18 protein-coding genes and 1 pseudogene are annotated in these 23,198 nt (G+C 70.2%); 5 read left to right on the top strand and 14 right to left on the bottom strand.

Annotation, left to right across the window (positions count from 1 at the left end):
- The 12 genes and pseudogenes from ACWD68_RS29470 to ACWD68_RS29525 form a co-directional block, all read right to left on the bottom strand.
- Positions 1-317, bottom strand: a pseudogene (locus ACWD68_RS29470) (glucose-6-phosphate isomerase); the annotation flags it as partial.
- Between the two features lie 816 nt (positions 318-1,133).
- Positions 1,134-1,469 carry an RNA polymerase-binding protein RbpA gene (locus ACWD68_RS29475; protein ID WP_003957010.1) on the bottom strand — a complete coding sequence of 112 codons (336 nt, stop codon included), beginning with the start codon at positions 1,467-1,469 and terminating at the stop codon, positions 1,134-1,136.
- Between the two features lie 237 nt (positions 1,470-1,706).
- The gene (gene secG, locus ACWD68_RS29480) at positions 1,707-1,943 is read right to left on the bottom strand and encodes a preprotein translocase subunit SecG (protein ID WP_261703385.1); all 237 of its coding nucleotides are present in this window, start codon (positions 1,941-1,943) and stop codon (positions 1,707-1,709) included.
- Positions 1,944-2,041: 98 nt separating this feature from the next.
- Positions 2,042-2,818 carry a triose-phosphate isomerase gene (tpiA, locus tag ACWD68_RS29485; protein ID WP_451809497.1) on the bottom strand — a complete coding sequence of 259 codons (777 nt, stop codon included), beginning with the start codon at positions 2,816-2,818 and terminating at the stop codon, positions 2,042-2,044.
- Positions 2,819-2,823: 5 nt separating this feature from the next.
- Positions 2,824-4,035, bottom strand: a complete 1,212-nt coding sequence (locus tag ACWD68_RS29490) for a phosphoglycerate kinase (RefSeq protein ID WP_451809498.1) — start codon at positions 4,033-4,035, stop codon at positions 2,824-2,826.
- A 128-nt stretch (positions 4,036-4,163) separates the two neighbouring features.
- Entirely contained in the window at positions 4,164-5,174 is a 1,011-nt protein-coding gene (gene gap, locus ACWD68_RS29495; RefSeq protein ID WP_451809499.1) for a type I glyceraldehyde-3-phosphate dehydrogenase, read from the bottom strand.
- A 191-nt stretch (positions 5,175-5,365) separates the two neighbouring features.
- Positions 5,366-8,323, bottom strand: coding sequence for a M14 family zinc carboxypeptidase (locus ACWD68_RS29500; RefSeq protein ID WP_451809500.1), 2,958 nt, complete (start codon positions 8,321-8,323; stop codon positions 5,366-5,368).
- 191 nt (positions 8,324-8,514) lie between these two features.
- Entirely contained in the window at positions 8,515-9,504 is a 990-nt protein-coding gene (whiA, locus tag ACWD68_RS29505; RefSeq protein WP_451809501.1) for a DNA-binding protein WhiA, read from the bottom strand.
- A complete protein-coding gene (locus tag ACWD68_RS29510; RefSeq protein ID WP_451809502.1) occupies positions 9,495-10,565 on the bottom strand; it encodes a gluconeogenesis factor YvcK family protein in 1,071 nt (356 codons plus the stop codon). The genes whiA and ACWD68_RS29510 overlap by 10 nt, the downstream gene beginning before the upstream one ends.
- A complete protein-coding gene (gene rapZ, locus ACWD68_RS29515; RefSeq protein WP_451809503.1) occupies positions 10,562-11,581 on the bottom strand; it encodes an RNase adapter RapZ in 1,020 nt (339 codons plus the stop codon). Before rapZ ends, ACWD68_RS29510 begins: the two co-directional genes overlap by 4 nt.
- Positions 11,578-13,737, bottom strand: coding sequence for an excinuclease ABC subunit UvrC (gene uvrC / locus ACWD68_RS29520; RefSeq protein ID WP_451809504.1), 2,160 nt, complete (start codon positions 13,735-13,737; stop codon positions 11,578-11,580). Before uvrC ends, rapZ begins: the two co-directional genes overlap by 4 nt.
- Before the next feature lie 80 nt (positions 13,738-13,817).
- The gene (locus ACWD68_RS29525; RefSeq protein ID WP_451809505.1) at positions 13,818-14,189 is read right to left on the bottom strand and encodes a hypothetical protein; all 372 of its coding nucleotides are present in this window, start codon (positions 14,187-14,189) and stop codon (positions 13,818-13,820) included.
- A gap of 235 nt (positions 14,190-14,424) precedes the next feature.
- Here ACWD68_RS29525 and ACWD68_RS29530 point away from each other — a divergent pair, with 235 nt between their 5' ends.
- A complete protein-coding gene (locus ACWD68_RS29530; protein ID WP_451809506.1) occupies positions 14,425-15,372 on the top strand; it encodes a hypothetical protein in 948 nt (315 codons plus the stop codon).
- 40 nt (positions 15,373-15,412) lie between these two features.
- On the opposite strand, the gene ACWD68_RS29535 is transcribed toward ACWD68_RS29530, so the two are convergent.
- Positions 15,413-15,838, bottom strand: coding sequence for a Rieske (2Fe-2S) protein (locus ACWD68_RS29535; protein WP_451809507.1), 426 nt, complete (start codon positions 15,836-15,838; stop codon positions 15,413-15,415).
- 267 nt (positions 15,839-16,105) lie between these two features.
- Between ACWD68_RS29535 and ACWD68_RS29540 the strand changes: the two genes are divergently transcribed.
- Positions 16,106-17,173: a LacI family DNA-binding transcriptional regulator gene (locus ACWD68_RS29540; RefSeq protein ID WP_451809508.1), complete on the top strand. Its 1,068-nt coding sequence runs from the start codon at positions 16,106-16,108 to the stop codon at positions 17,171-17,173.
- A complete protein-coding gene (locus ACWD68_RS29545; RefSeq protein ID WP_451809509.1) occupies positions 17,170-18,081 on the top strand; it encodes a carbohydrate kinase family protein in 912 nt (303 codons plus the stop codon). Before ACWD68_RS29540 ends, ACWD68_RS29545 begins: the two co-directional genes overlap by 4 nt.
- 210 nt (positions 18,082-18,291) lie before the next feature.
- Here the strand turns inward: ACWD68_RS29545 and uvrA are convergent, their stop codons facing one another.
- The gene (uvrA, locus tag ACWD68_RS29550; RefSeq protein ID WP_451809510.1) at positions 18,292-21,345 is read right to left on the bottom strand and encodes an excinuclease ABC subunit UvrA; all 3,054 of its coding nucleotides are present in this window, start codon (positions 21,343-21,345) and stop codon (positions 18,292-18,294) included.
- Positions 21,346-21,569: 224 nt separating this feature from the next.
- Here uvrA and ACWD68_RS29555 point away from each other — a divergent pair, with 224 nt between their 5' ends.
- The gene (locus ACWD68_RS29555; RefSeq protein ID WP_451809511.1) at positions 21,570-22,259 is read left to right on the top strand and encodes a maleylpyruvate isomerase family mycothiol-dependent enzyme; all 690 of its coding nucleotides are present in this window, start codon (positions 21,570-21,572) and stop codon (positions 22,257-22,259) included.
- Positions 22,260-22,268: 9 nt separating this feature from the next.
- Complete coding sequence (locus ACWD68_RS29560) at positions 22,269-22,925, top strand: MBL fold metallo-hydrolase (RefSeq protein WP_451809512.1); 657 nt, start codon at positions 22,269-22,271, stop codon at positions 22,923-22,925.
- Positions 22,926-23,198: the final 273 nt, after the last annotated feature.

Consider the following 23,198-nt stretch of genomic DNA (forward strand, 5'->3'; position numbering starts at 1 on the left):
GGCGCCCGCAGCGCCGTGTGCAGCACCGCACGGTCCTCGGTCACGTTGATCTTCTCGCCCCGGAACATCGCGTCCCGCAACCCGAACACATCGGTCGCCGCGGCCAGCTCGCGCAGCAGCCGCAGCGTCTCGTCGGTGACCAGGTGCTTGGAGTAGTCGACGTGCAGATCGCCGACCTGGAGCGTGTACCCGGAGCCGCGCCCGGGATCGGCCGCGAACAGGTCGCGCAGATGGGTGTCCGCGAGCTCCTCGCGGTGCTCGGCCAGAGCGGTCCACTCGGGCGTGTGGTTGAGCCGGGTACGGCTTTCTGCGTTCATCTCGGACTTCCGCCTTCTTTCCTGCCTGTGCTGCTGCGTACCTTGCCCCGCTGCCGGTCCCAACCTAATTGATCAGGGCTGGACGTGAGCTGTCGTAGCGCCGTCCCCCGGCTCAACAACAGATACGTCCCGCTGGACCGCAGGTATCAGCACGAAGACGGCGAGGGCGAAGGGCAGGGCCGCGAACGGTGCCGGTCCGTGCAGCCCGCAGGCCGCCGGACCGTGCCGCCCAGCAGGGCACCGAGCGGGGCGCCCCCGGTCGAGGCCGTACGGAACGCCGGGCTGACGCGCCCCACCATGGATTCCGGGCTGCGCTGCTGCATCAGCGTGACCCGGTCGAGGTTCCTCACCCTGTTCATCGGGCCGAGCAGCAGCACGGCCGCGGCCGGCGCACCGAGGTGGCGGACGGTTCCCCCGACGATCAACGAGGACGTGGCGCGTCACCTGCGGGACCAGGGTGGCGATGGGCGCGCCCATGCCGATGCCGCACAGCAGCGTGGCCGTGCACCTCGCCCGCGGCTCCCGGTCGCTCCACAGGGCGCGCAGCCCTCCCCCACTTCCGTGCGGAGGGGTGCTCCCGCCCGGACGCGGCACACGCTCCGGCCCCGGCGCGCAGGAAGGACCACCAGCGCGGCGGCCGGCAGACAGGAGCCCGGGTCGGCCGCGAACGGCGCGGCGCAAAGCCCGGGCGCGGCGCTGGCATCCGGGCGCGGCGGCTCCGGCGACGCGGCGTTGCCCCGTTCGCGAAGCGGCCGCTCAAGCGCCGTGAAACTGCTCCGGCCAGGCACCTGTGGATGCCCGGCCGGTTCTCAACTTCTAGATTTCGCCCCGCAGTTTGGCGAGCGCCTCGGCGAGGATCGCCTCACCGTCCGCGTCGCTGCGCCGCTCCCGCACGTACGCGAGGTGCGTCTTGTAGGGCTCGGTGCGCGGCGGGTCCGGCGGGTTGTCCCGGTCCTGTCCGGCGGGGAAGCCGCAGCGCGGGCAGTCCCAGGTGTCGGGGACCTGCGCGTCGCTGGCGAAGCTGGGCTGCGTCTCGTGCCCGTTGGAGCACCAGAAGGAGATGCGCAGCCGCGGCGCGGACTCGCCGCGCTCGGCCTCACCCATCGGCCCCGCCCCGACCCGGCTTCCTCGGATCGCGTTGCCACTTGCCACGGTCGTAACTCCCTGCGTGATGGTGCCGCGAAGCGAGTCGGCGTGACGCTTCGCTGCGAGCCGCCTCAGTCTACGTAAGGCCCAACGCGCGTCCAGTGATTGGAGTTACATCCCCACCCCTAGACGCAAGCCCCATGATAGGCCGCGCCTGAGGGCGCGTACCGGACATGGGGCCTTACGTGCGGAATGTGCTTGCGTAATGTGCAGTTGTGCTGCCGTACCGATGCAGGGCGGTGATCAGTTGTTGATCTTCATCAAAACGCCGAGCACGACGATGCACGCGAACCAGAGCAGACCGATCATCAGGGTGATGCGGTCGAGGTTGCGCTCGGCGACCGAGGAGCCGCCGACGGAGGACTGCATGCCGCCACCGAACATGTCGGACAGGCCGCCGCCCTTTCCCTTGTGCATCAGCACCAGCAGCATCAGCAGCAGGCTGAAGACGATCAGGGCGATCGAGAACCCCAAAACCACGGCTGGACCAACTTCCTCGGAACTTGATGGACGACGGGGGCCCGGCGCAACGGCACCAGACCCCCGCAAGGGTACGACGAATCGCCGCTACCGCATACTTACTGGTCGCGGAACCGGACGATCTTGACGAACTCGTCGGCGTCGAGCGACGCGCCACCGACCAGAGCGCCGTCGATGTCGGGCTTCGCCATGATCTCGGCGACGTTTCCGGACTTCACCGAGCCGCCGTACTGGATGCGGACCTGGTCGGCCAGCTCCTGGGAGTACAGCTCGGCCAGCTTGGCGCGGATCGCGGCGCAGACCTCCTGCGCGTCGTCGGAGCCGCAGACCTTGCCGGTGCCGATGGCCCAGACGGGCTCGTACGCGATCACGACGGTCTCGGCCTGCTCGGCCGGGATGTCCTTGAGACCACCCTCGACCTGCGTGAGCGTGTGCGCGACGTGGTTGCCCACCTCGCGGACGTCCAGTTCCTCGCCGACGCACAGGATCGGGGTCAGACCGTGCTTGTAGGCGGCCTTGACCTTGGCATTCACGATCTCGTCGGTCTCGTTGTGGTACTGGCGGCGCTCGGAGTGGCCGACGGCCACGAACGTGCACTTCAGCTTGGCCAGCATCGAGCCGGAGATCTCGCCGGTGTAGGCACCGGAGTCCTGCGCCGAGAGGTCCTGGGCACCGTACTTGATCTTGAGCTTGTCGCCGTCGACCAGGGTCTGCACGGAGCGCAGGTCGGTGAAGGGCGGCAGGACGGCGACCTCGCAGGCCTCGTAATCCTTGTCCGCCAGGGCGAAGGCGAGTTTCTGGACGTGCGCGATGGCCTCGAGGTGGTTGAGGTTCATCTTCCAGTTGCCCGCCATCAGCGGCGTGCGCGTGCTCATCTAGGTCAGTCCTCCAGTGCGGCGAGGCCGGGGAGCGTCTTGCCCTCGAGGTATTCGAGGGAGGCGCCACCACCGGTCGAGATGTGGCCGAATGCCGTCTCGTCGAAGCCCAGGATGCGCACGGCGGCGGCGGAGTCGCCACCACCGACGACCGTGAAGGCCTCGGAGTCGAGAAGGGCCTGGGCGACCGCCTTGGTGCCCTCGGCATAGTCGGGGTGTTCGAAGACGCCCATCGGACCGTTCCAGAAAACGGTGGCGGCGTCGGCGAGCTTCGAGGCATACAGCTTGCGGGTCTCGGGACCGATGTCCAGACCCATCCGGTCGGCCGGGATCGCGTCCGCGGCGACAGTCGTGGAGTTTCCCGGGGCCTTGGTCTTCAGGTCCGGGAACTCGGCGGCGACCACCAGATCGACGGGGAGGAGCAGCTCGACGCCGTCCTTCTCCGCGCGCTCGATGTACTCCTTGACCGCCGGGAGCTGGTCCTCCTGCAGCAGGGAGGCGCCGACCTCGTAGCCCTTGGCCTTGAGGAAGGTGAACACCATGCCGCCGCCGATGAGCAGCTTGTCGGCCTTGCCGAGCAGCTGGTCGATGACGGCGAGCTTGTCGGAGACCTTGGAGCCGCCGAGCGCGACGGCGTAGGGCCGCCGGACGTCCTCGGTGAGCTTCTTCAGGACGCCGACCTCGGTGGCGATGAGGTAGCCGGCGTAGTGCGGCAGACGGGCCGGGAGGTCGTACACCGAGGCGTGCTTGCGGTGCACGGCTCCGAAGCCGTCGCCCACGTAGACATCGGCCAGGGCCGCGAGGCGGTCGGCGAACTCGCCGCGCTCGGCGTCGTCCTTGGACGTCTCGCCGGCGTTGAAGCGGAGGTTCTCGATGACCGCGACCTGACCGGGCTCCAGGCCGTTCACCGCGTCGTGGGCGGCGGGGCCGACCGTGTCCTGCGCGAACGCGACCGGCGCGCCGAGCAGTTCACCGAGACGCTCGGCGGGCTGGAGCAGGGAGAAGGCCGGGTCCGGGGCGCCCTTGGGGCGGCCCAGGTGCGAGGCGACGATCACCTTGGCGCCCGCCTCGGCCAGGGCCTTGACGGTGGGCAGGACGGCGCGGATGCGGCCGTCGTCGGTGATGAGGCCGTCGGCCAGCGGGACGTTGAGGTCGGCGCGGACGAAGACCCGCTTGCCGTCCACGCCTTCGGCGAGAAGCTCGTCGATCGTCTTCATAAAGGGACTCCTAGGGAAGGCTCTTCAGATCCGAGAGGGCTGATCGATCACTACGTAGCACAGGGCCCGGACAGCGCGGCGTCGCGCTGCCCGAGCCCTGGCTCACATCGAGGTGCCTGCTCTGGGAATTAGAGCTGGCCGCCGACGAAGACCGTGAGGTCGACGAGGCGGTTGGAGTAGCCCCACTCGTTGTCGTACCAGCCGAGGATCTTCACCGTGTTGCCCTCCTGGACCATGGTCAGGGAGGAGTCGAAGGTGCAGGAGGCCGGGTCGCCGACGATGTCCGAGGAGACGATCGGGTCCTCGGTGTACGTCAGGAAGCCCTTGAGGTCGCCGTCCTCGGAGGCCTTCTTGAACGCGGCGTTGACCTCGTCCTTGGTGACCTCGCGCTGCAGCGTCACGACCAGGTCGGTGGCCGAACCGGTCGGGACCGGGACGCGCATAGCGATGCCGTCCAGCTTGCCCTTGAGCTGCGGGAGGACCAGGGCGGTGGCCTTCGCGGCACCGGTCGTGGTCGGGATGATGTTCTCGGCGGCGGCACGGGCGCGGCGCAGGTCCGAGTGCGGGAAGTCCAGGATGCGCTGGTCGTTCGTGTACGCGTGAACCGTCGTCATCAGGCCCTTGACGATGCCGAAGTTCTCGTCGAGAACCTTGGCCATCGGCGCCACACAGTTGGTGGTGCAGGAGGCGTTGGAGATGATGTTGTGGTTCGCCGGGTCGTACTTGTCCTGGTTGACGCCCATCACGATCGTGATGTCCTCGTCCTTGGCCGGAGCCGAGATGAGGACCTTCTTGGCGCCGCCGGCGATGTGCTTCTCGGCGTCGGCCTTCTTCGTGAAGATGCCGGTCGACTCGATGACGATGTCGACGCCCAGCTCGCCCCACGGGATGTCCGCGGGGTTGCGCTCGGACAGGACCTTGATGGTGTGACCGTCGACGGTGATCGTGTCGGCGGTGTGCGTCACCTCGGCCTTGAGGCGGCCCAGGATGGTGTCGTACTTCAGCAGGTGGGCGGTGGTCGCGGTGTCACCCAGGTCGTTGACAGCCACGATCTCGATGTCAGCACCCTGCTCCAGCAGCGCGCGGAAGTAGTTACGACCGATGCGGCCAAAGCCGTTGATGCCTACGCGGATCGTCACGAACCGATCTCCTCGTTAGGTACGCCGACTCAGATGTCGGCGAGTTGTATGGGATGTCCCCGACCGCCTCCGACCCTACCTCCCTGGAGGCCCCGGAGTGACATCGAGTAGGGCCATACACGGCAGGGCGATCCGTACCCGCCAGTAGGGGTACGGATCACCCGTGCTGTTCATGCGATTGTCACTGCCAGTCAGCTGTCCAGCGCCGAGAGCGCCTTCCCGATGAGGGCCGCGCGGTCGGCTGCCGCGGTGACGTGTTCCAGGCCGAAGCCCAGCAGTACGGAGTCGTCGGTGGTGACCGCTCCGTACGTCTTGAAGAGCTCTCCCGTGCGTGCCCAGTTCCGCAGAACGGCCGGGCTGCCCGCGGGAGGAGCGGCGACGCTCCAGGCCCCGAGCGACGACTCGAAGCCCTCCGTCTCGGTTGCGGTGCCGCCGACGACGAGGGAGGCGTTGTCGACGAGGAGGCCGTGGCCGCCCGCGCTCGGGTCACTGATGTAGCTGAACGAGAGCTCGATCGACTTGCCGGCGTACGCGCTCAGGTCGAACTCGACCTGCTGCCACCCGCTGGAGGCCCCGGTGAGGCTGTTCCACGAGCCGCTGGTGCCGGTGCCGGTGCAACCGGCCGCGCCCACGGTCAGGTAGTGCTTGATCCACGGGTGCTCCCGGGCGAGGAACCCGGCCTCGCACTCGGTGGGAACGGTGGCCGAGGTGGCACCGCCCGCCTCGGGAAGCGTGGTCCAGTCGTCGGCGCCGGTCGTGTGGACCTCGACGACCGCGTGGTCGTAGCCGGGCTCGGTGTCCCACAGGATCTGGGACCGGAGCGTCGGCTTGTCGGCCGCGCCGACCCCGGTGAGGTCGACGGTGCGGGTGAGTCGCTTGTAGGCGTCGTCGGTGTGCACCGCGGCGGCCATGTACGAGCCCGCGTACGGCCCGTACGGGTTGACGGTCCCGGTGAACTGGCCCCCTCCCGCACTGGAGGCGAACTGCGGGTACTGCGCGGTGGCCAGCGAGTCCGAGGTGACGCCGTAGGTGCCTGCCGCGTTCAGCGGGTTGCCGGGCGCGGCGCCGAGCGCTCCCGTGGCGCCGCCGAGCTTCCCCGAGCCGGTGAAGCCGCTGGCGCCGGGCGTGGACGTACGGGAGTAGGCGCCCAGGTAGTACTGACTGAAGTCGTTCGAGAGGGTGCCGCCCCCGAGGTCGACGCTGCCGCCGGCCAGCTCGCCCGCCTCGACCAGCTTGCCGCCCTCGTTGAGGAAGGCCCGCAGCTGGAGCTGGGTGGCGTTGCCCGGCCGCAGGGCGCCCGTGTAGTGGACGACGGTCCCGAAGTGGCCGAGGACGGCGAGCGCGTCCGGGGCGCCCTGGGTGGCGACGTCCCAGACGAGGGCCTTCTTGCCATTGGCCTTCAGCGCGTCGACGTACGTCTGCGCCTGTGTGGCGGCCGCGCCCTCCTCGGCGACCACGAGCACGCCGGCCCGCGGCCGTTCGGCCACGGTGTAGGTGAAGTGCGGTCCGCTGGTGGGCTTTCCGCTCCTGGTCTCGCCGGTGAACCAGACCTCGACCTTGTCGCCGGGGTCGCCGTCCTTGACCTTGGCGCGGTACTCGTCGAAGTAGAGGTTGTCCGCGCCGCCGTAGGTCTCGCCGCCCCGCCAGGGCCTGAGCGCCCTGTCGCGCGTACGGCCGCCGTTGACGCGGTACTTGAGCTCCTTGTCGCGTACGGACCTGCGGACGACGACGGAGACCTCCTGGTCGGCTCCGCGGGAGTACGAGGTGGAGAAGGTGGCGGGGGTGAAGTCGGGGGCGTCGATGCCGACCGAGGAGGACGGCTGGTCGGGGTGGGCCGCGGTCTCCGCGACGGAGAGCGCGAACGGGACGTTCTTCTCGAACTCCTGCTTGATCAGCTTCTCGTCGTCCGGGAAGGTGAAGACGGAGGCGCAGTCCGCCGCGTTCCAGGCGTCGTTCGGGTCGAGATCCGACACGGTCTGGCAGGTCGACATCTCAGGGGTGAACATCGCCGTGCCATTGACGTTGCCCGCGTGGCCGTCCGCCTCGCCGTTGGTGGTGTAGAGCTCCGAGGAGACCTGGGGGTGGTAGCCCGGGACCGCCGAGTTCTCGGGGGTTCCGGCGAGCGCCTTGTAGAGCACGTCGTCCGGGGTCGGCGTCGCCACCTGCCAGCCCACTCCGTAGAGCAGCAGTTCCGCGGCGGAGTGGTAGTTGATGCCGTACGTGAAGCCGACGCGCTTCTCGAAGGCGTCCAGGGCCTTGGTCTCCGGCTCGGAGGCCGGACCCGTGCCGCGGTAGGTCTCACTCGTGGGGTTCGGTGACGAACCCTCGTCGTCGTAGCCCCACTTGTAGGCGAAGTTCCGGTTGAGGTCGACGCCGTCACCGGTGGAGATGACGCCGTCGCCGTTGACGTCCCGCAGGTTCTTGCGCCACTGACGGGTGTCCTCGCCCTGGAACGTGTAGTCGTAGCCGTCGGGGTTGGCGGACAGGACGAACCACAGCTCGGTGGAGTCGACGATCTTCTTGACGCGCTTGTCGGTCGCGTAGTTGTCCAGGTAGTAGTGCATCAGCCGCCGCGTCATCTCGGGCGTGATCCACTCGCGCGCGTGCTGGTTGGACATGTACAGCACCGACGGCTTGGAGCCGTCCTTGGTCTTCTTCGCGCCCTTGGTCAGTTTGAGCGCGAGGATGTCCTGGCCGTTCACGGTCTTGCCGATGGAGACGACCTTGGTCAGGCCGGGGTTGGCCTGACCCGTCCTGATGATCTCCTCCTGGAGGTTGCCCTTCCCGCTGTACGGGCGGAACACCCCCTGGGCGGCGTCCGCGACCCGGTTCTCCGCCCTGGCGGAGAGCGTGTGCTCGGTGAGGTCGACGCCCTGCTTCTCCAGCTTCCGGGCCTGCTTGTCCGTGACGTAGACCTCGACGGTGCTCCTGCCGTTCTTCCAGGTCGCGTCGCCGAGTTCGTGACCGTCCTGGCCGGCCGCGAGCAGCAGGGGTACCTGCTGCTTCGTGACCTCTGCGCGGAACACCTTCACGGCGTTCGCGTCGGGCTTGGGTGAACTGTCGTTCTGCGCCTGGGCGATCGGCGCCATGGCCGCACCGCCCAGCAGGAGCGCGCCGGTAGCGAGGATCGCGCTCGCTCTTCGTCTCATGAGCCCCCCTTGCACTGGTCCGCCACAGCAGCGAACAGATGCCAGGCTCATGACACTTCATGGTCAAGTCAAGGGTGCCTCACCGATGGACCGACGCCGGTGCCGACCACCCAAGTGGGCGTCGGCACCGGCATATTGAGCTTCCGTCAGGTCGCCCCGCACGTCACGCACGTCGTACCGCGGGGTCCGGGTCAGCCCGCGAGGTTGTCCGCCATCTCGTCGGACAGGTTCGACTCCGTCCCGGGGATGCCGAGGTCCTGCGCCCGCTTGTCGGCCATCGCCAGCAGCCGGCGGATACGGCCCGCGACGGCGTCCTTGGTCAGCGGCGGGTCGGCGAGGGCGCCGAGCTCCTCCAGGGAGGCCTGCTTGTGCTCCATGCGCAGCCGTCCGGCGGCGGCCAGATGCTCCGGCACCTCGTCGGCGAGGATCTCCAGGGCGCGCTGGACACGGGCCCCGGCGGCGACGGCGGCGCGCGCCGAGCGGCGCAGGTTGGCGTCGTCGAAGTTGGCGAGCCGGTTCGCCGTGGCGCGGACCTCGCGGCGCATCCGCCGCTCCTCCCAGGCCAGCACCGACTCGTGCGCGCCGAGACGGGTCAGCAGGGCGCCGATCGCGTCCCCGTCGCGCACGACCACGCGGTCCACCCCGCGCACCTCGCGGGCCTTCGCCGCGATCGACAGCCGGCGGGCGGCGCCGACCAGCGCGAGCGCGGCCTCCGGTCCCGGGCAGGTCACCTCCAGGGACGAGGAGCGGCCGGGCTCGGTGAGCGAGCCGTGGGCCAGGAACGCCCCGCGCCAGGCCGCCTCGGCGTCGCAGGTGGCCCCCGAGACCACCTGCGGCGGCAGCCCGCGGATCGGGCGGCCCCGGCCGTCCACGAGCCCGGTCTGGCGGGCCAGCTGGTCACCGCCCGCGACGACCCGCACGACGTAGCGCGAACCCCGGCGCAGTCCGCCGGGCGCCATCACGATCAGTTCGGAGCTGTGGCCGAAGATCTCCAGAATGTCCCGCTTGAGTCGGCGCGCCGCCATCGCGGTGTCCAGCTCCGCCTCGATCACGATGCGGCCGCTCACCAGGTGAAGGCCGCCCGCGAACCGCAGAATGGCGGAGACCTCCGCCTTCCTGCAGCACGTCCGGGTGACGGGGAGCCGGGAAATCTCATCCTTCACCGCTGCCGTCATCGCCATGGGCCGATCCTTCCATGCATCCGAAAAATACGGTCGTACGCGGCGGCCAACAGCTCCGGGTCGTGCCGCGGAGATCCGTCGGTCCGGGCCACCGGCGCCAGCTCGACCGCGGCGCCGAACCGTTTGGCGGCGTCGACGAGAGAGTCGCGGTCGGGCACGGCGGCCACGTCGGCCAGCACCACGTCCAGGGCGAGTTTAGGGGCGTGTCGTCCCAAAACCTCCAAATGACGCTGCGGGGAGAAGCCTTCGGTTTCTCCGGGCTGCGGGGCGAGGTTAAGGGAGAGTACCCGGCGCGCCTTCGTCTGGATGAGGGCGTCCAGGAGTTCGGGCACCAGGAGATGCGGGATCACCGAGGAGAACCAGGAGCCGGGGCCGAGGACCACCCAGTCCGCGTCGAGGACCGCGGCCACGGCCTCGGGCACGGCCGGCGGATCGCGCGGTACGACGTGCACGGACTGCACCTCGCCGGTGGTGAGCGCCACGTTCGCCTGGCCCCGGATCGTGTCGACCTCGTCGGGCCGGTCCGGGTCGTGCCCCTTGACCAGGGCCTGGAGCTCCAGGGGCACGGCGGACATGGGCAGCACCCGGCCGTGCGCGCCCAGCAGCTTGCCGACCAGGTCCAGGGCCTGGACGTGGTCGCCGAGCTGCTCCCACAGAGCCACGATCAGCAGATTGCCGACCGCGTGTTCGTGCAGGTCGCCCTTGGACTGGAAGCGGTGCTGGATGACACGGGCCCAGGTCTGGCCCCAGTCGTCGTCGCCGCACAGCGCCGCCAGCGCCTTGCGCAGATCACCGGGCGGGAGAACGCCCAGCTCGTCGCGCAGGCGCCCGCTGGAGCCGCCGTCGTCGGCCACGGTGACGACGGCGGTGAGGTCACCGGTGATCCGGCGCAGCGCGGCGAGCGAGGCGGACAGCCCCATGCCGCCGCCGAGGGCGACGACCTTGGGCTGGGCGCCACGGCGGCGCGGCTTGGCACCGCGCGCCGCGACCGGCCGGCCGGCGCGTTCCCCGGGGGTCTCCCGGCGCAGCCTGTTCAGCCGCAGGGTGGTACGTCCGGTCACTCGCGCCCCATGTCCCGATGCACCTTCACGGTCTCCACGCCCTGGGAGGCGAGACGGGCGGCGAGCTTCTCGGCGGTCGCCACCGAGCGGTGCTTGCCGCCGGTGCAGCCGACCGCGATGGTCACATAGCGCTTGCCCTCGCGCCGGTATCCGGCGGCGATGAGCTGGAGCAGCTCGGCGTAGCGGTCGAGGAACTCCTTGGCGCCGGGCTGGTTGAAGACGTAGGCCGAGACCTCCTCGTTCAGGCCGGTGAAGGGGCGCAGCTCGGGGACCCAGTGCGGGTTGGGCAGGAAGCGCATGTCCACGACCAGGTCGGCGTCGACCGGGAGGCCGTACTTGAAGCCGAAGGACATGACGGTGGCCCGCAGCTCGGGCTCCTCCTCGCCCGCGAACTGGGCGTCCATCTTGGCACGCAGCTCGTGCACGTTCAGGCTGGAGGTGTCGATGACCAGGTCCGCGTCACCGCGCAGCTCGCGCAGCAGCTCGCGCTCGGCGGCGATGCCGTCCACGATGCGGCCGTCGCCCTGGAGGGGGTGCGGCCGGCGCACGGACTCGAAGCGGCGCACCAGGGCGTCGTCGGAGGACTCCAGGAAGACGATCCGCCGGGTGACGTGCTTGGCCTCCAGATCGGCGAGGGACTCGCGGAGGTTGTCGAAGAACCGGCGGCCGCGTACGTCGACGACGACCGCGATCCGTGCCACATTGCCCTGCGAGCGGGCGCCCAGCTCCACCATGGTGGGGATCAGGGCGGGTGGCAGGTTGTCGACGACGAACCAGCCGAGGTCCTCCAGACACTTGGCGGCCGTGGACCGGCCGGCTCCGGACATACCGGAGATGATCACCAGCTCGGGAATGACCGCGTCCGGGACTCCGGTTCCCGCGGTCTCGACGCCCGTTCCCACTTGTGCTCCGTCTTCCCGTGGTGCTTCCTGCTCCGCGTGATCTTCGCTTGCTCCGTTGTGTTCTTCCTGGCCCTGCGCTGGGTGTTCCGCTTCACGCGCGTCGTTCTCGGTCATGTCTCCTGCCCCCGTCGCTCGTCCGAGGCGCCCGCGGTCACGGGCTCCTCCGCGGGGCCCGCCGTCGTTTCGGGCGCCACGTCTTCGTCGTCTTCCATGATCTCTCCAGTCGCCGTGTTCACGGCGGGTGCGGCCGGAGCCGCCTGGGCGAGGGCCACGGCGATGGTCTCCGCCGTCTTTCGGCCTATGCCGGGAACCTCGCAGATCTGGTCGATCGTCGCGGACCGCAGCCTCTTCACCGAACCGAAGTGTTTGATCAGTGCCTGTTTGCGCGACTCGCCGAGGCCCGGCACATCGTCCAGGGGGCCCGACCTGAAGCGCTTGGCCCGCTTGGCGCGCTGGTAGGTGATCGCGAAGCGGTGGGCCTCGTCCCGGACCCGCTGGAGCAGGTACAGGCCCTCGCTGGTGCGCGGCAGGACCACCGGGTCGTCCTCGCCCGGCAGCCACACCTCCTCCAGGCGCTTGGCGAGCCCGCACACGGCGATGTCGTCGATGCCGAGTTCGTCGAGAGCCTTCTGGGCGGCGGCGACCTGCGGCCGGCCGCCGTCGACGACGACGAGCTGAGGGGGGTAGGCGAAGCGCTTGGGGCGGCCGTCGTCCTCGGGGAAGGCACTCACGGAGAGGGGGTCCTCGGAGAGCGTGGTCCCGGAGACCGGCGTCGGGGAGACAGGGGTCCCGGAGACCGGGGCTCCCGGGGCCCCGGGAGCGAGGGTCTCCCGAGAGGCGTCCTCGCCGTCCGTCCACTCCCCCGTCTTCTCCTTCTCGACGAGGTAGCGCTTGAAGCGGCGGGTGATCACCTCGTGCATGGAGCGGACGTCGTCCTGGCCCGCGAAGCCCTTGATCTGGAAGCGCCGGTACTCGCTCTTGCGCTGGAGCCCGTCCTCGAAGACGACCATCGACGCCACGACGTCGTCGCCCTGGAGGTGCGAGATGTCGTAGCACTCGATCCGCAGCGGCGCGCTGTCCAGGTCGAGCGCCTCGGCGATCTCCTCCAGGGCACGCGAGCGGGTGGTCAGGTCGGAGGCGCGCCTGGTCTTGTGCAGTGCGAGCGACTGGAGCGCGTTGCGCTGCACGGTCTCCATGAGCGCCTTCTTGTCGCCGCGCTGCGGGATGCGGAGCGACACGTTCGATCCGCGGCGCGTGGTCAGCCACTCCTGAACGGGCTCCACCGGCTCGGGCAGCGCCGGGACGAGTACTTCCTTGGGGACGGAGTCGCCCGTCTCCTCGCCGTAGAGCTGCTGGAGCGCGTGTTCGACGAGGTCGCCGGTGGTGACCGCCTCGACCTTGTCCGTGACCCAGCCCCGCTGACCCCGCACCCGTCCGCCGCGTACGTGGAAGATCTGCACCGCGGCTTCCAGCTCGTCCTCGGCGACGGCGATGAGGTCGGCGTCGGTCGCGTCGGCGAGCACGACCGCACTCTTCTCCATGGCCTTCTTCAGTGCCTCGATGTCGTCGCGCAGCCGGGCCGCGCGCTCGTACTCCATCTCCTCGGCGGCGTCCGTCATCTGCTGTTCCTGACGGCGGATGTACGTCCCCGTACGGCCCGCCATGAAGTCGCAGAACTCCTCGGCCAGCTCGCGGTGCTCCTCGGGCGTGACCCGTCCGACGCAGGGCGCGGAGCACTTGCCGATGTAACCGAGGAGGCAGGGCCGGCCGGTGCGGGAGGCGTTCTTGAAGACGCCCGCGGAGCAGGTGCGGACCGGGAAGACGCGCAGCAGCAGGTCGACGGTGTCGCGGATGGCCCACGCGTGCCCGTAGGGACCGAAGTAGCGCACGCCCTTCTTCTTGTGGCCGCGCATCACCTGCACCCGCGGGAACTCCTCGTTCATCGTCACCGCGAGGTAGGGATAGCTCTTGTCGTCGCGGTACTTGACGTTGAACCGGGGGTCGTACTCCTTGATCCAGGAGTACTCCAGCTGAAGGGCCTCGACCTCGGTGGACACGACCGTCCACTCCACCGACGCGGCCGTGGTGACCATGGTGCGGGTGCGCGGGTGGAGATTCGCCAGGTCCTGGAAGTAGCTCGCCAGGCGCTGGCGCAGGCTCTTCGCCTTTCCGACGTAGATCACCCGGCGGTGCTCGTCGCGGAATTTGTACACCCCGGGAGAGTCCGGGATCTGTCCCGGCTTGGGGCGGTAGCTGGAGGGGTCGGCCATGTCACACACCCTACTGGCGCAGGCCGACAGCGCGGTCGGCTGCCGGCCCGCCTGTGGACGGAGGCAGAGCCCTCGCGGTGTCAGCCGCGGCGTCGGCGCAGAGCCCGCGAGACGCTCAGGACGAGCGCGACGAGGGCTCCCGCGCCGGCCAGCGCGGACGCGGCCACGACGAAGGGGTCGGTACGGTCGGCACCGTCGGTACGGGTCCCTTTCCGCCCGGCTCCCTTGTCCTCGCCCGGGCCCCGGCCGTCCCCGTGGGCTCCGCGCCCGTTCCGCGGTGCGCCGTGTCCGGCCGCCACGCCGAGCCGCGGGGACACGGTGCCCTGGAGCCCGTCCGCGCGCACCGGCGCACTGGGGTGGCCGTCCGCGCGCCCGGCGGCCGCGTCCGCCGGGGCGGCGCCCAGGGCGGCCAGAACCGCGGCGAGAGCGACAAGTCGTCGTCCATGGCGCATCGAGTTGCTCCCGGGTGGGGTGGAGGAGGGACGGAGCACGTCCGGGGCTGCGGTGAGGCATGTTGAGCATCAGGTGTTGTCGGGACTTGGTCAACACGCTTCAATGCGGGGGAACTCGGGGCGTGAACGGTGAAACCCGCGGGTGAACAGCCCCCGCGCGCTCACCGGGCGGCCCCGACGACCCGCACGAACGGCCTGACCAGCCGTAGTGAACATCCACAGAAAGGCCCCCTGCATGCGGCACGGCACACAGCACGCGGACGTCGCCACGGCAGAACTGGAGACGGCTCTGCGGGGCGGCCCCTTCCATGTCGCGCTGCGCGCCGCGATCGCCGCCCGCGGACTGCCGCTGCAACGCGTCCAGCACCATCTGTCGCGGTACGGCGTCAAGGTCGGGGTGACGAGCCTGAGTTACTGGCAGCAGGGCGCCCGGCGCCCCCAGCGGCCCGAGTCGCTGCGGGCCGTGCGCGCCCTGGAGGAGATTCTCCAGCTGCCCGACGAGTCCCTGATCAGGCTGCTGGCCAAGGCCGAGGAACGCCCGGACCCCGAGCGTCCGACGGGGCGTTCGTACCGCTCCCTGGTGGAGGCCTCCGGTGTCCTCGAACGGCTCCTGACCGAGCTGGAGTCACCGCTCGACAGCGGTCTGCACACCATCGGCCATCACGAGCGGGTCCGCATAGGCGCCCATCGCGAACTGCTGGGCCGCGAGTCGCATCACATAGTGCGCGCCCACAAGGACGGTGTGGACCGCTATATGGCCATCCACCACGGCGACCCCGGATGCGCACCGGAGCGTACGGCGGTCCGGGCCCTGGAGAACTGCCGTACGGGGCGGGTGCGCTGGCACCGCGACACCGGTGTACTCGTCGCCGAACTGCTCTTCGACACCCGGCTAAGGGCAGGCGATACGTTCCTCTTCCGCTACGGCTTCGAGGACGGTACGGCGGGGGCGTCCAGCGAGTACGTCCGCGGATTCGGCTTCGCGGGCGGACAGTACGCGCTCCAGGTGCACTTCACCGAGAACGCGCTGCCCGTGCGCTGCCACCGCTTCACCCAGCATTCGGCGGCCGCGCCGCGCAGCGGCCGGCAGGAACTGTCGCTGAGCGGCCACCACCGCTCGGTGCACCTGGTCGAGCCGCGCGTGCGGTCGGGGATCGTGGGGATCGGGTGGGACTGGGGCTGACCGCCTCGGGTACGGTCGCCGGGCCGGCCCGCGCCTCGACTCAGGCGCCCGGTCCGGCGACGATCTTCCCGTCCTTCGCCCCGACGGACAGCTCGTCGAGCGGCGCGGTGGCCGGTGCCCGCAGCACCTTGCCCGTCGTGGCGTCGAACTCGCTGCCGTGGCACGGGCACACGAGCGTCGTGCCCTCCAGCTTGTTGATGGCGCACCCCGCATGGGTGCAGATCGAACTGAAGGCCGTGAGCGAACCGTTCTCGGCGCGGCTGACCACGACGTTCTGGTCCTGGTACAGCTGAGCACCCCCCAGGGCGACCTCGCTCTCCGCGCCCAGGACGACGGGGGCGGTCGGCGTCACGGGGCCTCCGCCGCCGCTGCCGCCGGAGCACGCGGCGAGGCCGAGCCCGGCGACCGGGGTGAGCGCCGCTCCCCGCAGGACGGTACGGCGGCTCGCGGTCGGACGGCCGGACATGGCATCTCCACTGGTCGAGGCGTTGCACGGTGACTCCGCCTAGCGCGGCAGCGGACATTCCGCAGGCGGGACAAGGAGAGTCGCGCATCGACGATACCGGTACAGATCATTCCGCTCCAGGCGGGGTGGACCTGGCTCGACCGCGGACGTAAACGCTTACGCGAAGATGTGCGTAAGCGTTTACGTCGGCCGTCGGATGGGATAGCTTCGCGGACGGACCACCGGGTTCCGTCCGGGTGTGAGCGCCGGGTCCAGGGAGGGAGCGCCATGGCGACGATGGTCGATGTGGCCCGGCGGGCGGGCGTGTCCATCGCGACCGTCTCGCACGTCCTCAACGACACACGGCCGGTCCTGCCACAGACACGTCAGGCCGTTCTCGACGCGATCGACGAGCTGGGCTACACACCCAACACCCTCGCCCGTTCGCTCGTCACCTCCCGTACGCGGTCAATCGGGCTCGCGGTGTCGGCGATCAGCAATCCGTACTTCACGGAGATCCTCCAGGGCGTCGAGGCAGGCGCCCTGGAACACGGCTACGGCCTGCTGATCGCCGATCCGCACGACGACCCGGAGCACGAGCGCAAGGTCGCCCAGCTGCTGCACGAACGGCGCGTGGACGGAATGATCATCGCGCCGTCGGCGACCCCGGACGCGCTCCTGCGCTACCTGGCGCAGCACGACGTGCCCACCGTCTTCCTGGACCGGCTCGTGGACTCTCCCGCCGGGAGCGGCTTTCGCCATGACCAGGTCGGCGCCGAGAACACCGGCCCCATGGCGGGCCTGGTCGGTCATCTCGCCGAACGAGGGCACCGGCGGATCGGACTGGTCGCGGGTCTGCCCGGCCTCAGCACCACGACCGAGCGGATCACCGGCTACCGGCACGGCCTCGCGCAGGCCGGACTCCCCTACGACGAACGGCTCGTGGCGCACGGCGACTCCCGGGCGGAGACGGCCGAGGAGGCCACCCACCGGCTGCTGTCCCTCGGGGCACCGCCCAGCGCGCTCGTCACCGCCAACAACGCCATGACCATCGGCGCGCTGCGCACCCTGCGTGAACGGGGCCTGTCCGTGCCCGACGACCTGGCGCTGTGCTGCTTCGACGACTTCTCCTGGGCGGATCTGTTCACCCCCCGGCTCACCGTGATCGCCCAGCCCAGCAAGGAGATCGGCGCCAGGGCCGTGCAACTGCTCCTGGAGCGCCTGGCGTCGCCGCGGCGCGAGAGCCGAACCCTCCGGCTGCCCTCCGCCTTCGTCCACCGCACCTCGTGCGGCTGCCCCGAGAACCCCGTACGCCCCGAAAGCACCGAGGCACCGAGGAAAGGACCCGAGTCGTGATCGTCGTCGCCGGTGAGGCCCTGATCGATCTGGTGCCGCAGGGCGCGGGTGCCCTGGCGGGCCTGCTGCCCCGTCTCGGCGGCGGCCCCTACAACACGGCGGTGGCCCTCGGCCGCCTCGGTTCCCCCACCGCCTTCTGCTCCCGTGTCTCGCGCGACGCTTTCGGCGAGGCACTTCTGAGCGGGCTGGGCGACGCGGGCGTCGACGTGTCGTCGGTGCAGCGCGGCGGCGAACCGACGACCCTGGCCGTCGCCACGATCGGCGCGGACGGCTCCGCCGCGTACTCCTTCTACGTCGAGGGCACGGCGGACCGTCTGTTCTCGGCCCCGGACCGGCTCCCCGACGCCGCGCGGGCGGTGTCCTTCGGCACCTGTTCCCTCGTGCTGGAACCGGGCGCGAGCGCGTACGAGGAGCTGATGCGGACCGCCTCCGCGCAGGGCGTCTTCACCGCGCTCGACCCGAACATCCGCGCCGGTCTGATCCCCGACCCGGACGCCTACCGCGCCCGGTTCAAGAGCTGGCTGCCGTCGGTGTCCCTGCTCAAGCTGTCGGAGGAGGACGCCCGGTGGCTCGGCGGCACCCCGCGCGAGTGGCTGGCCTCCGGCCCCTCGGCCGTGGTGATCACCCAGGGCGGCGACGGTCTCACCGCGTTCACCCGGGACGGCTCGGTCCACTCCGTGCCCGGCGAAACGGTCGACGTCGTGGACACCATCGGCGCGGGCGACACCGTGAACGCGGCCCTGCTGCACGGCCTGGCCGCCAGGGACGCCCTGTCGCCGGCCGCACTGGCGGAACTGGGCCCCCAGGGCTGGACCGGGCTTCTGCGGTTCGCGGCCCGCGCGGCTGCCGTCACCTGCTCCCGCGCCGGAGCCGAACCGCCGTACGCCACGGAAGTCGGCGCCCTGTAGAGGCCCGCGGGAACGCCGGCCGTCACCCCTGCCCTTCCTCGAACCCTGGTCGCGGGGCGGCCGGCCTCGCGACGGACGGCGCCCCGCGGGGATTACCCGCGGGGCGCCGTGTCGTGCTGAGCCGTCGGCGGCTTGTCGGGCCGGACCGTTCTGCCGGTCCGGCCCGTACAAGCCGCCTGTTCGGTCAACCGGTGCGTCGGACCGGTCGGTTCAGGCCTTGCGAGCCCGCGTGGTCTTCTTCGCGGGGGTCGCCTTCTTGGCGGCCGTCGACTTCGCGGCGGTCTTCTTCGCCGTGACCGCCTTCTTGGTGGCCGTGCTGTTGACGGTCTTCGTGGCCGTCTTCTTCGCCGTCGTCCCGGCCGCGACCGTCTTCCTGGCCGCGGTCTTGCGAGGGGCCCTCACGGGAGCGGCGTCGCTGATCCGGTCGGCGCCGAGGATCTCCCGCAGGAACTTGCCGGTGTGGCTGGCCGGGACGCCTGCGACCTCTTCGGGCGTACCTTCGGCGATCACGAGACCGCCGCCGTTGCCACCCTCGGGGCCCATGTCGATGACCCAGTCCGCGGTCTTGATGACATCGAGGTTGTGCTCGATGACGATGACCGTGTTGCCCTTGTCGACCAGACCGGACAGCACCGTGATGAGCTTGCTGATGTCCTCGAAGTGCAGACCGGTGGTCGGCTCGTCGAGCACGTACACGGTGCGGCCGGTGGAGCGCTTCTGGAGCTCGCTGGCGAGCTTGACGCGCTGCGCCTCACCGCCGGACAGCGTCGGCGCGGACTGGCCGAGCCGGACGTATCCGAGGCCGACGTCGTTGAGCGTCCTGAGGTGACGGGCGATCGCCGGCACCGCCTCGAAGAAGCCGAGCGCCTCCTCGATCGGCATGTCCAGGACCTCGGAGATGGACTTCCCCTTGTAGTGGACCTCCAGGGTCTCCCGGTTGTAGCGCGCCCCGTGGCAGACCTCGCAGGGGACGTACACGTCCGGCAGGAAGTTCATCTCGATCTTGATGGTGCCGTCGCCGGAGCAGTTCTCGCAGCGGCCGCCCTTGACGTTGAAGGAGAAGCGGCCGGGCAGATAGCCCCGCACCTTCGCCTCGGTGGTCTCGGCGAACAGCCTGCGGACGTGGTCGAAGACTCCGGTGTACGTCGCCGGGTTGGAGCGGGGCGTACGGCCGATGGGCGACTGGTCGACGTGCACGACCTTGTCGACGAGGTCGTCGCCGTCCACGCGCGTGTGCCGCCCCGGTACGTTCCTCGCGCCGTTCAGCTCGCGGGCCAGGTGCGTGTACAGGATGTCGTTGACCAGCGTCGACTTGCCGGAGCCCGAGACGCCGGTGACGGCCGTGAGGACGCCCAGCGGGAAGGGCACGTCGATGTCCTGGAGGTTGTTCTCCCGGGCGCCGTGGACCGTGAGCCTGCGGCTCGGGTCGGTGGGGCGGCGGACGTCCGGGGTCGGGATCTCCCTCTTCCGCGACAGGTACTGGCCGGTCACCGACTCGGGGTTGGCGAGCAGCTCCTTCAACGGTCCGCTGTGCACGACCTTGCCGCCGTGCTCGCCCGCGCCGGGACCGATGTCGACGACCCAGTCGGCCACCTTGATCGTGTCCTCGTCGTGCTCGACGACGATGAGCGTGTTGCCCATGTCACGGAGGCGGACCAGGGTCTCGATCAGCCGGTGGTTGTCCCGCTGGTGCAGACCGATGGAGGGCTCGTCGAGGACGTACAGGACGCCGACGAGTCCGGAGCCGATCTGGGTGGCCAGGCGGATGCGCTGGGCCTCGCCGCCGGAGAGGGTGCCGGCCGCGCGGTTCAGCGACAGGTAGTCGAGGCCGACGTCGACCAGGAAGCGCAGCCGTTCGTTGACCTCCTTCAGGACGCGCTCGGCGATCTTCTTGTCGCGCGCGTTGAGCTTCAGCTTCCCGAGGAAGTCCGCGCAGTCGCTGATGGACATGGCGGCGACCTCGGCGATCGACCTCTCCATGACGGTGACGGCGAGAACCAGCGGCTTCAGACGCGTGCCCTGGCAGGTGGGGCAGGGCACCTCGCGCATGTAGCCCTCGAAGCGCTCACGGCTGGCGTCGCTCTCGGACTCGCTGTGCCTCCGCTTGACGAAGGGGACGGCCCCTTCGAAGGGCGTGGTGTACACGCGCTCCCGCCCGTACCGGTTGCGGTAGCGGACCTCGATCTGCGTCTTGTGCCCGTAGAGCAGGGCCTTCTTGGCACGCTGGGGCAGACCCGCGAAGGGAATGTCGGTCCGGAAGCCCAGCGCGTCCGCGAGGGCGCCGATCAGACGGCCGAAGTAGTCCTTGGTGTGCCCGTGCGACCAGGCGTGGATGGCGCCCTCGTCGAGGGACTTCTCCTCGTCCGGGACGATCAGCTCGGGGTCGACCTCCATGCGCGTACCGATACCGGTGCACTCGGGGCAGGCGCCGAAGGGCGAGTTGAAGGAGAAGGAGCGGGGCTCCAGCTCCTCGAAGGACAGGTCGTCGTACGGGCAGTACAGGTGCTCCGAGTACATGCGCTCGCGCTCGGGGTCGTCCTCGGGGAGGTCGACGAAGTCGAGCACGACCATGCCGCCGGCGAGGCCGAGCGCGGTCTCCACGGAGTCGGTGAGACGGCGCTTGGCGGAGTCCTTCACCGTGAGGCGGTCGATGACCACCTCGATGGTGTGCTTCTCCTGCTTCTTCAGCGTCGGCGGCTCGCTGAGCTGGATCGTCTCTCCGTCGACCCGGGCACGGCTGTACCCCTTGGTCTGGAGGTCGGCGAAGAGGTCGACGAACTCTCCCTTGCGCTCGCGCACCAGCGGCGACAGGACCTGGAAGCGGCTCCCCTCCGGAAGCTCCAGGACCTTGTCGACGATGGCCTGCGGCGACTGCCGGGAGATGGGACGGTGGCACTCGGGACAGTGCGGCTTGCCGATCCGCGCGAAGAGCAGCCGCAGGTAGTCGTAGACCTCGGTGATGGTGCCGACCGTCGAGCGCGGGTTGCGCGAGGTCGACTTCTGGTCGATGGAGACGGCCGGGGAGAGACCTTCGATGAAGTCCACGTCCGGCTTGTCCATCTGGCCGAGGAACTGCCGGGCGTACGAGGACAGGGACTCCACGTAGCGCCGCTGGCCCTCGGCGAAGATCGTGTCGAAGGCGAGGGAGGACTTGCCCGACCCCGACAAGCCCGTGAAGACGATGAGCGAGTCGCGCGGGAGGTCGAGCGAGACATTCTTCAGGTTGTGCTCGCGCGCTCCACGGACGATGAGACGGTCGGCCACGCCGGGTCCGCACCTTTCTTGAGAGAAGTGACAGGGGCCGCAGGCCCCCGTCTTTCCCAGACTAGGGGGAGCCACTGACAGCGCCGGTCGGTTTCCCTGGTTGCAACAATCCCGGGCCATCCAGCATGCCCGACGCCACCACCGAGCGTATAGCACGTACATTCGATTTGCGGCGAAGGTCGACCACCTTCACCCGAACGTGTGGCGGGACTAGGGTCGGCCGCATGATTGATCATGTGCGCGACCTGGCATCTGTACGCGACGCGACGGAACGGCTGCTCACCGCAGCCGCCAAGTTGGACAACGCTTCCGTGGCCGAGCCGTCACGGCTTCCCGGCTGGAGCCGGGGGCATGTGCTCGCCCACCTCGCCCGTAACGCGGACGCCCTGGTGAACGTCCTGGAGGGGCGCCCCATGTACGCCTCGGCGAGCACCCGGGACGCCGACATCGAGCGGGACGCGCCGCGCCCCCTGGACGCGCAGCTGGCGGACCTGCGCGAGAGCGCGGCCCGCTTCGGGGGGACCGGAGCCGCTCCCGCGGACTGGTCCCGGACGGTGGAGCTGCGCAACGGTGTCACGGACTCCGCGGCCCGGGTGCCGTTCCGGCGATGGGTCGAGGTCGATCTGCACCATGTGGATCTGGGCATCGGATACGAGCTCGAAGATCTGCCGGAGGAGTTCGTGACCCGGGAGATCGACTTCCTCGCGGAGCGGTTCGGCGGCCACAAGGACGTGCCCTCCACGGCACTGGACGCCGGCGACGGCCGGGTGTGGACCACGGGCGGGGGCGCCGGGGGCGGACCGGTCACGGTCCGGGGCTCGGCGGCCGACCTGCTCGGCTGGCTCTGCGGCCGCCGCGACGGCACCGGTCTGACGGTCCACGGTGGTCCGCTTCCGGCCCTTCCTCCGCTATAGGCTGGCGTCATGACGTACAGCGGAGCGGTGAAGGTCGGCGGCCCTGCCGATGTGCACGAGCTGCAGGACCTGATGATCTCCAAGGTCGCGGTCGGTCCGATGGACAACAACGCCTATCTGCTGCGCTGCCGGGCCACCGACGAGCAGCTCCTGATCGACGCGGCGAACGACGCCTCGACGCTGCTCACCCTGATCGGTGACGACGGCATCGCGTCCGTCGTGACCACCCATCAGCACGGCGACCACTGGCAGGCGCTCGCCGAGGTCGTGGCCGCCACGGGGGCGCGCACCTACGCGGGCCGGGACGACACAGACGGCATCCCGGTGCCGACCGCCGTTCCCCTCGAGGACGGCGACACGGTCAGGGTGGGGAACGTGGAACTCACCGCGCGCCATCTGGTCGGGCACACGCCGGGCTCGATCACCCTCGTCTACGACGACCCCCACGGCCATCCTCACGTGTTCACGGGCGACTGCCTCTTCCCCGGCGGGGTGGGCAACACACGCAAGGACCCGGAGGCCTTCGCCCGTCTCATCCACGACGTCGAGACCCGGATCTTCGACGTACTGCCGGACGAGACGTGGGTCTACCCCGGCCACGGCAACGACACGACCCTGGGTGCCGAGCGACCCCACCTGCCGGAGTGGCACGCACGAGGGTGGTGAACGCGAGCGCGGGCCGGCACGCGGGGCGCGGCACCTCACGCACGCGCCCCGTGTGAACCGAGCGCACGCGCCGGTGTCACGCGCGCGCTCCCCCGATCCGGCACAGGTGCAGTCCACTGGAGGCGGCCCCGCGCAGGATGACGGCTCCTGTGCGGCAGGGCCGCCGGCCCGTCGATCCCCGCCCTCGGCCGGCGGCCCCGGCTCAACTCTCGCCCCCGCGGCAGATGGCCGGATCGCGCGCGTGGGGCGGCTGTGGCGGAAGTGTTCACGGGA

Source organism: Streptomyces sp. NPDC005141 (assembly GCF_053599975.1).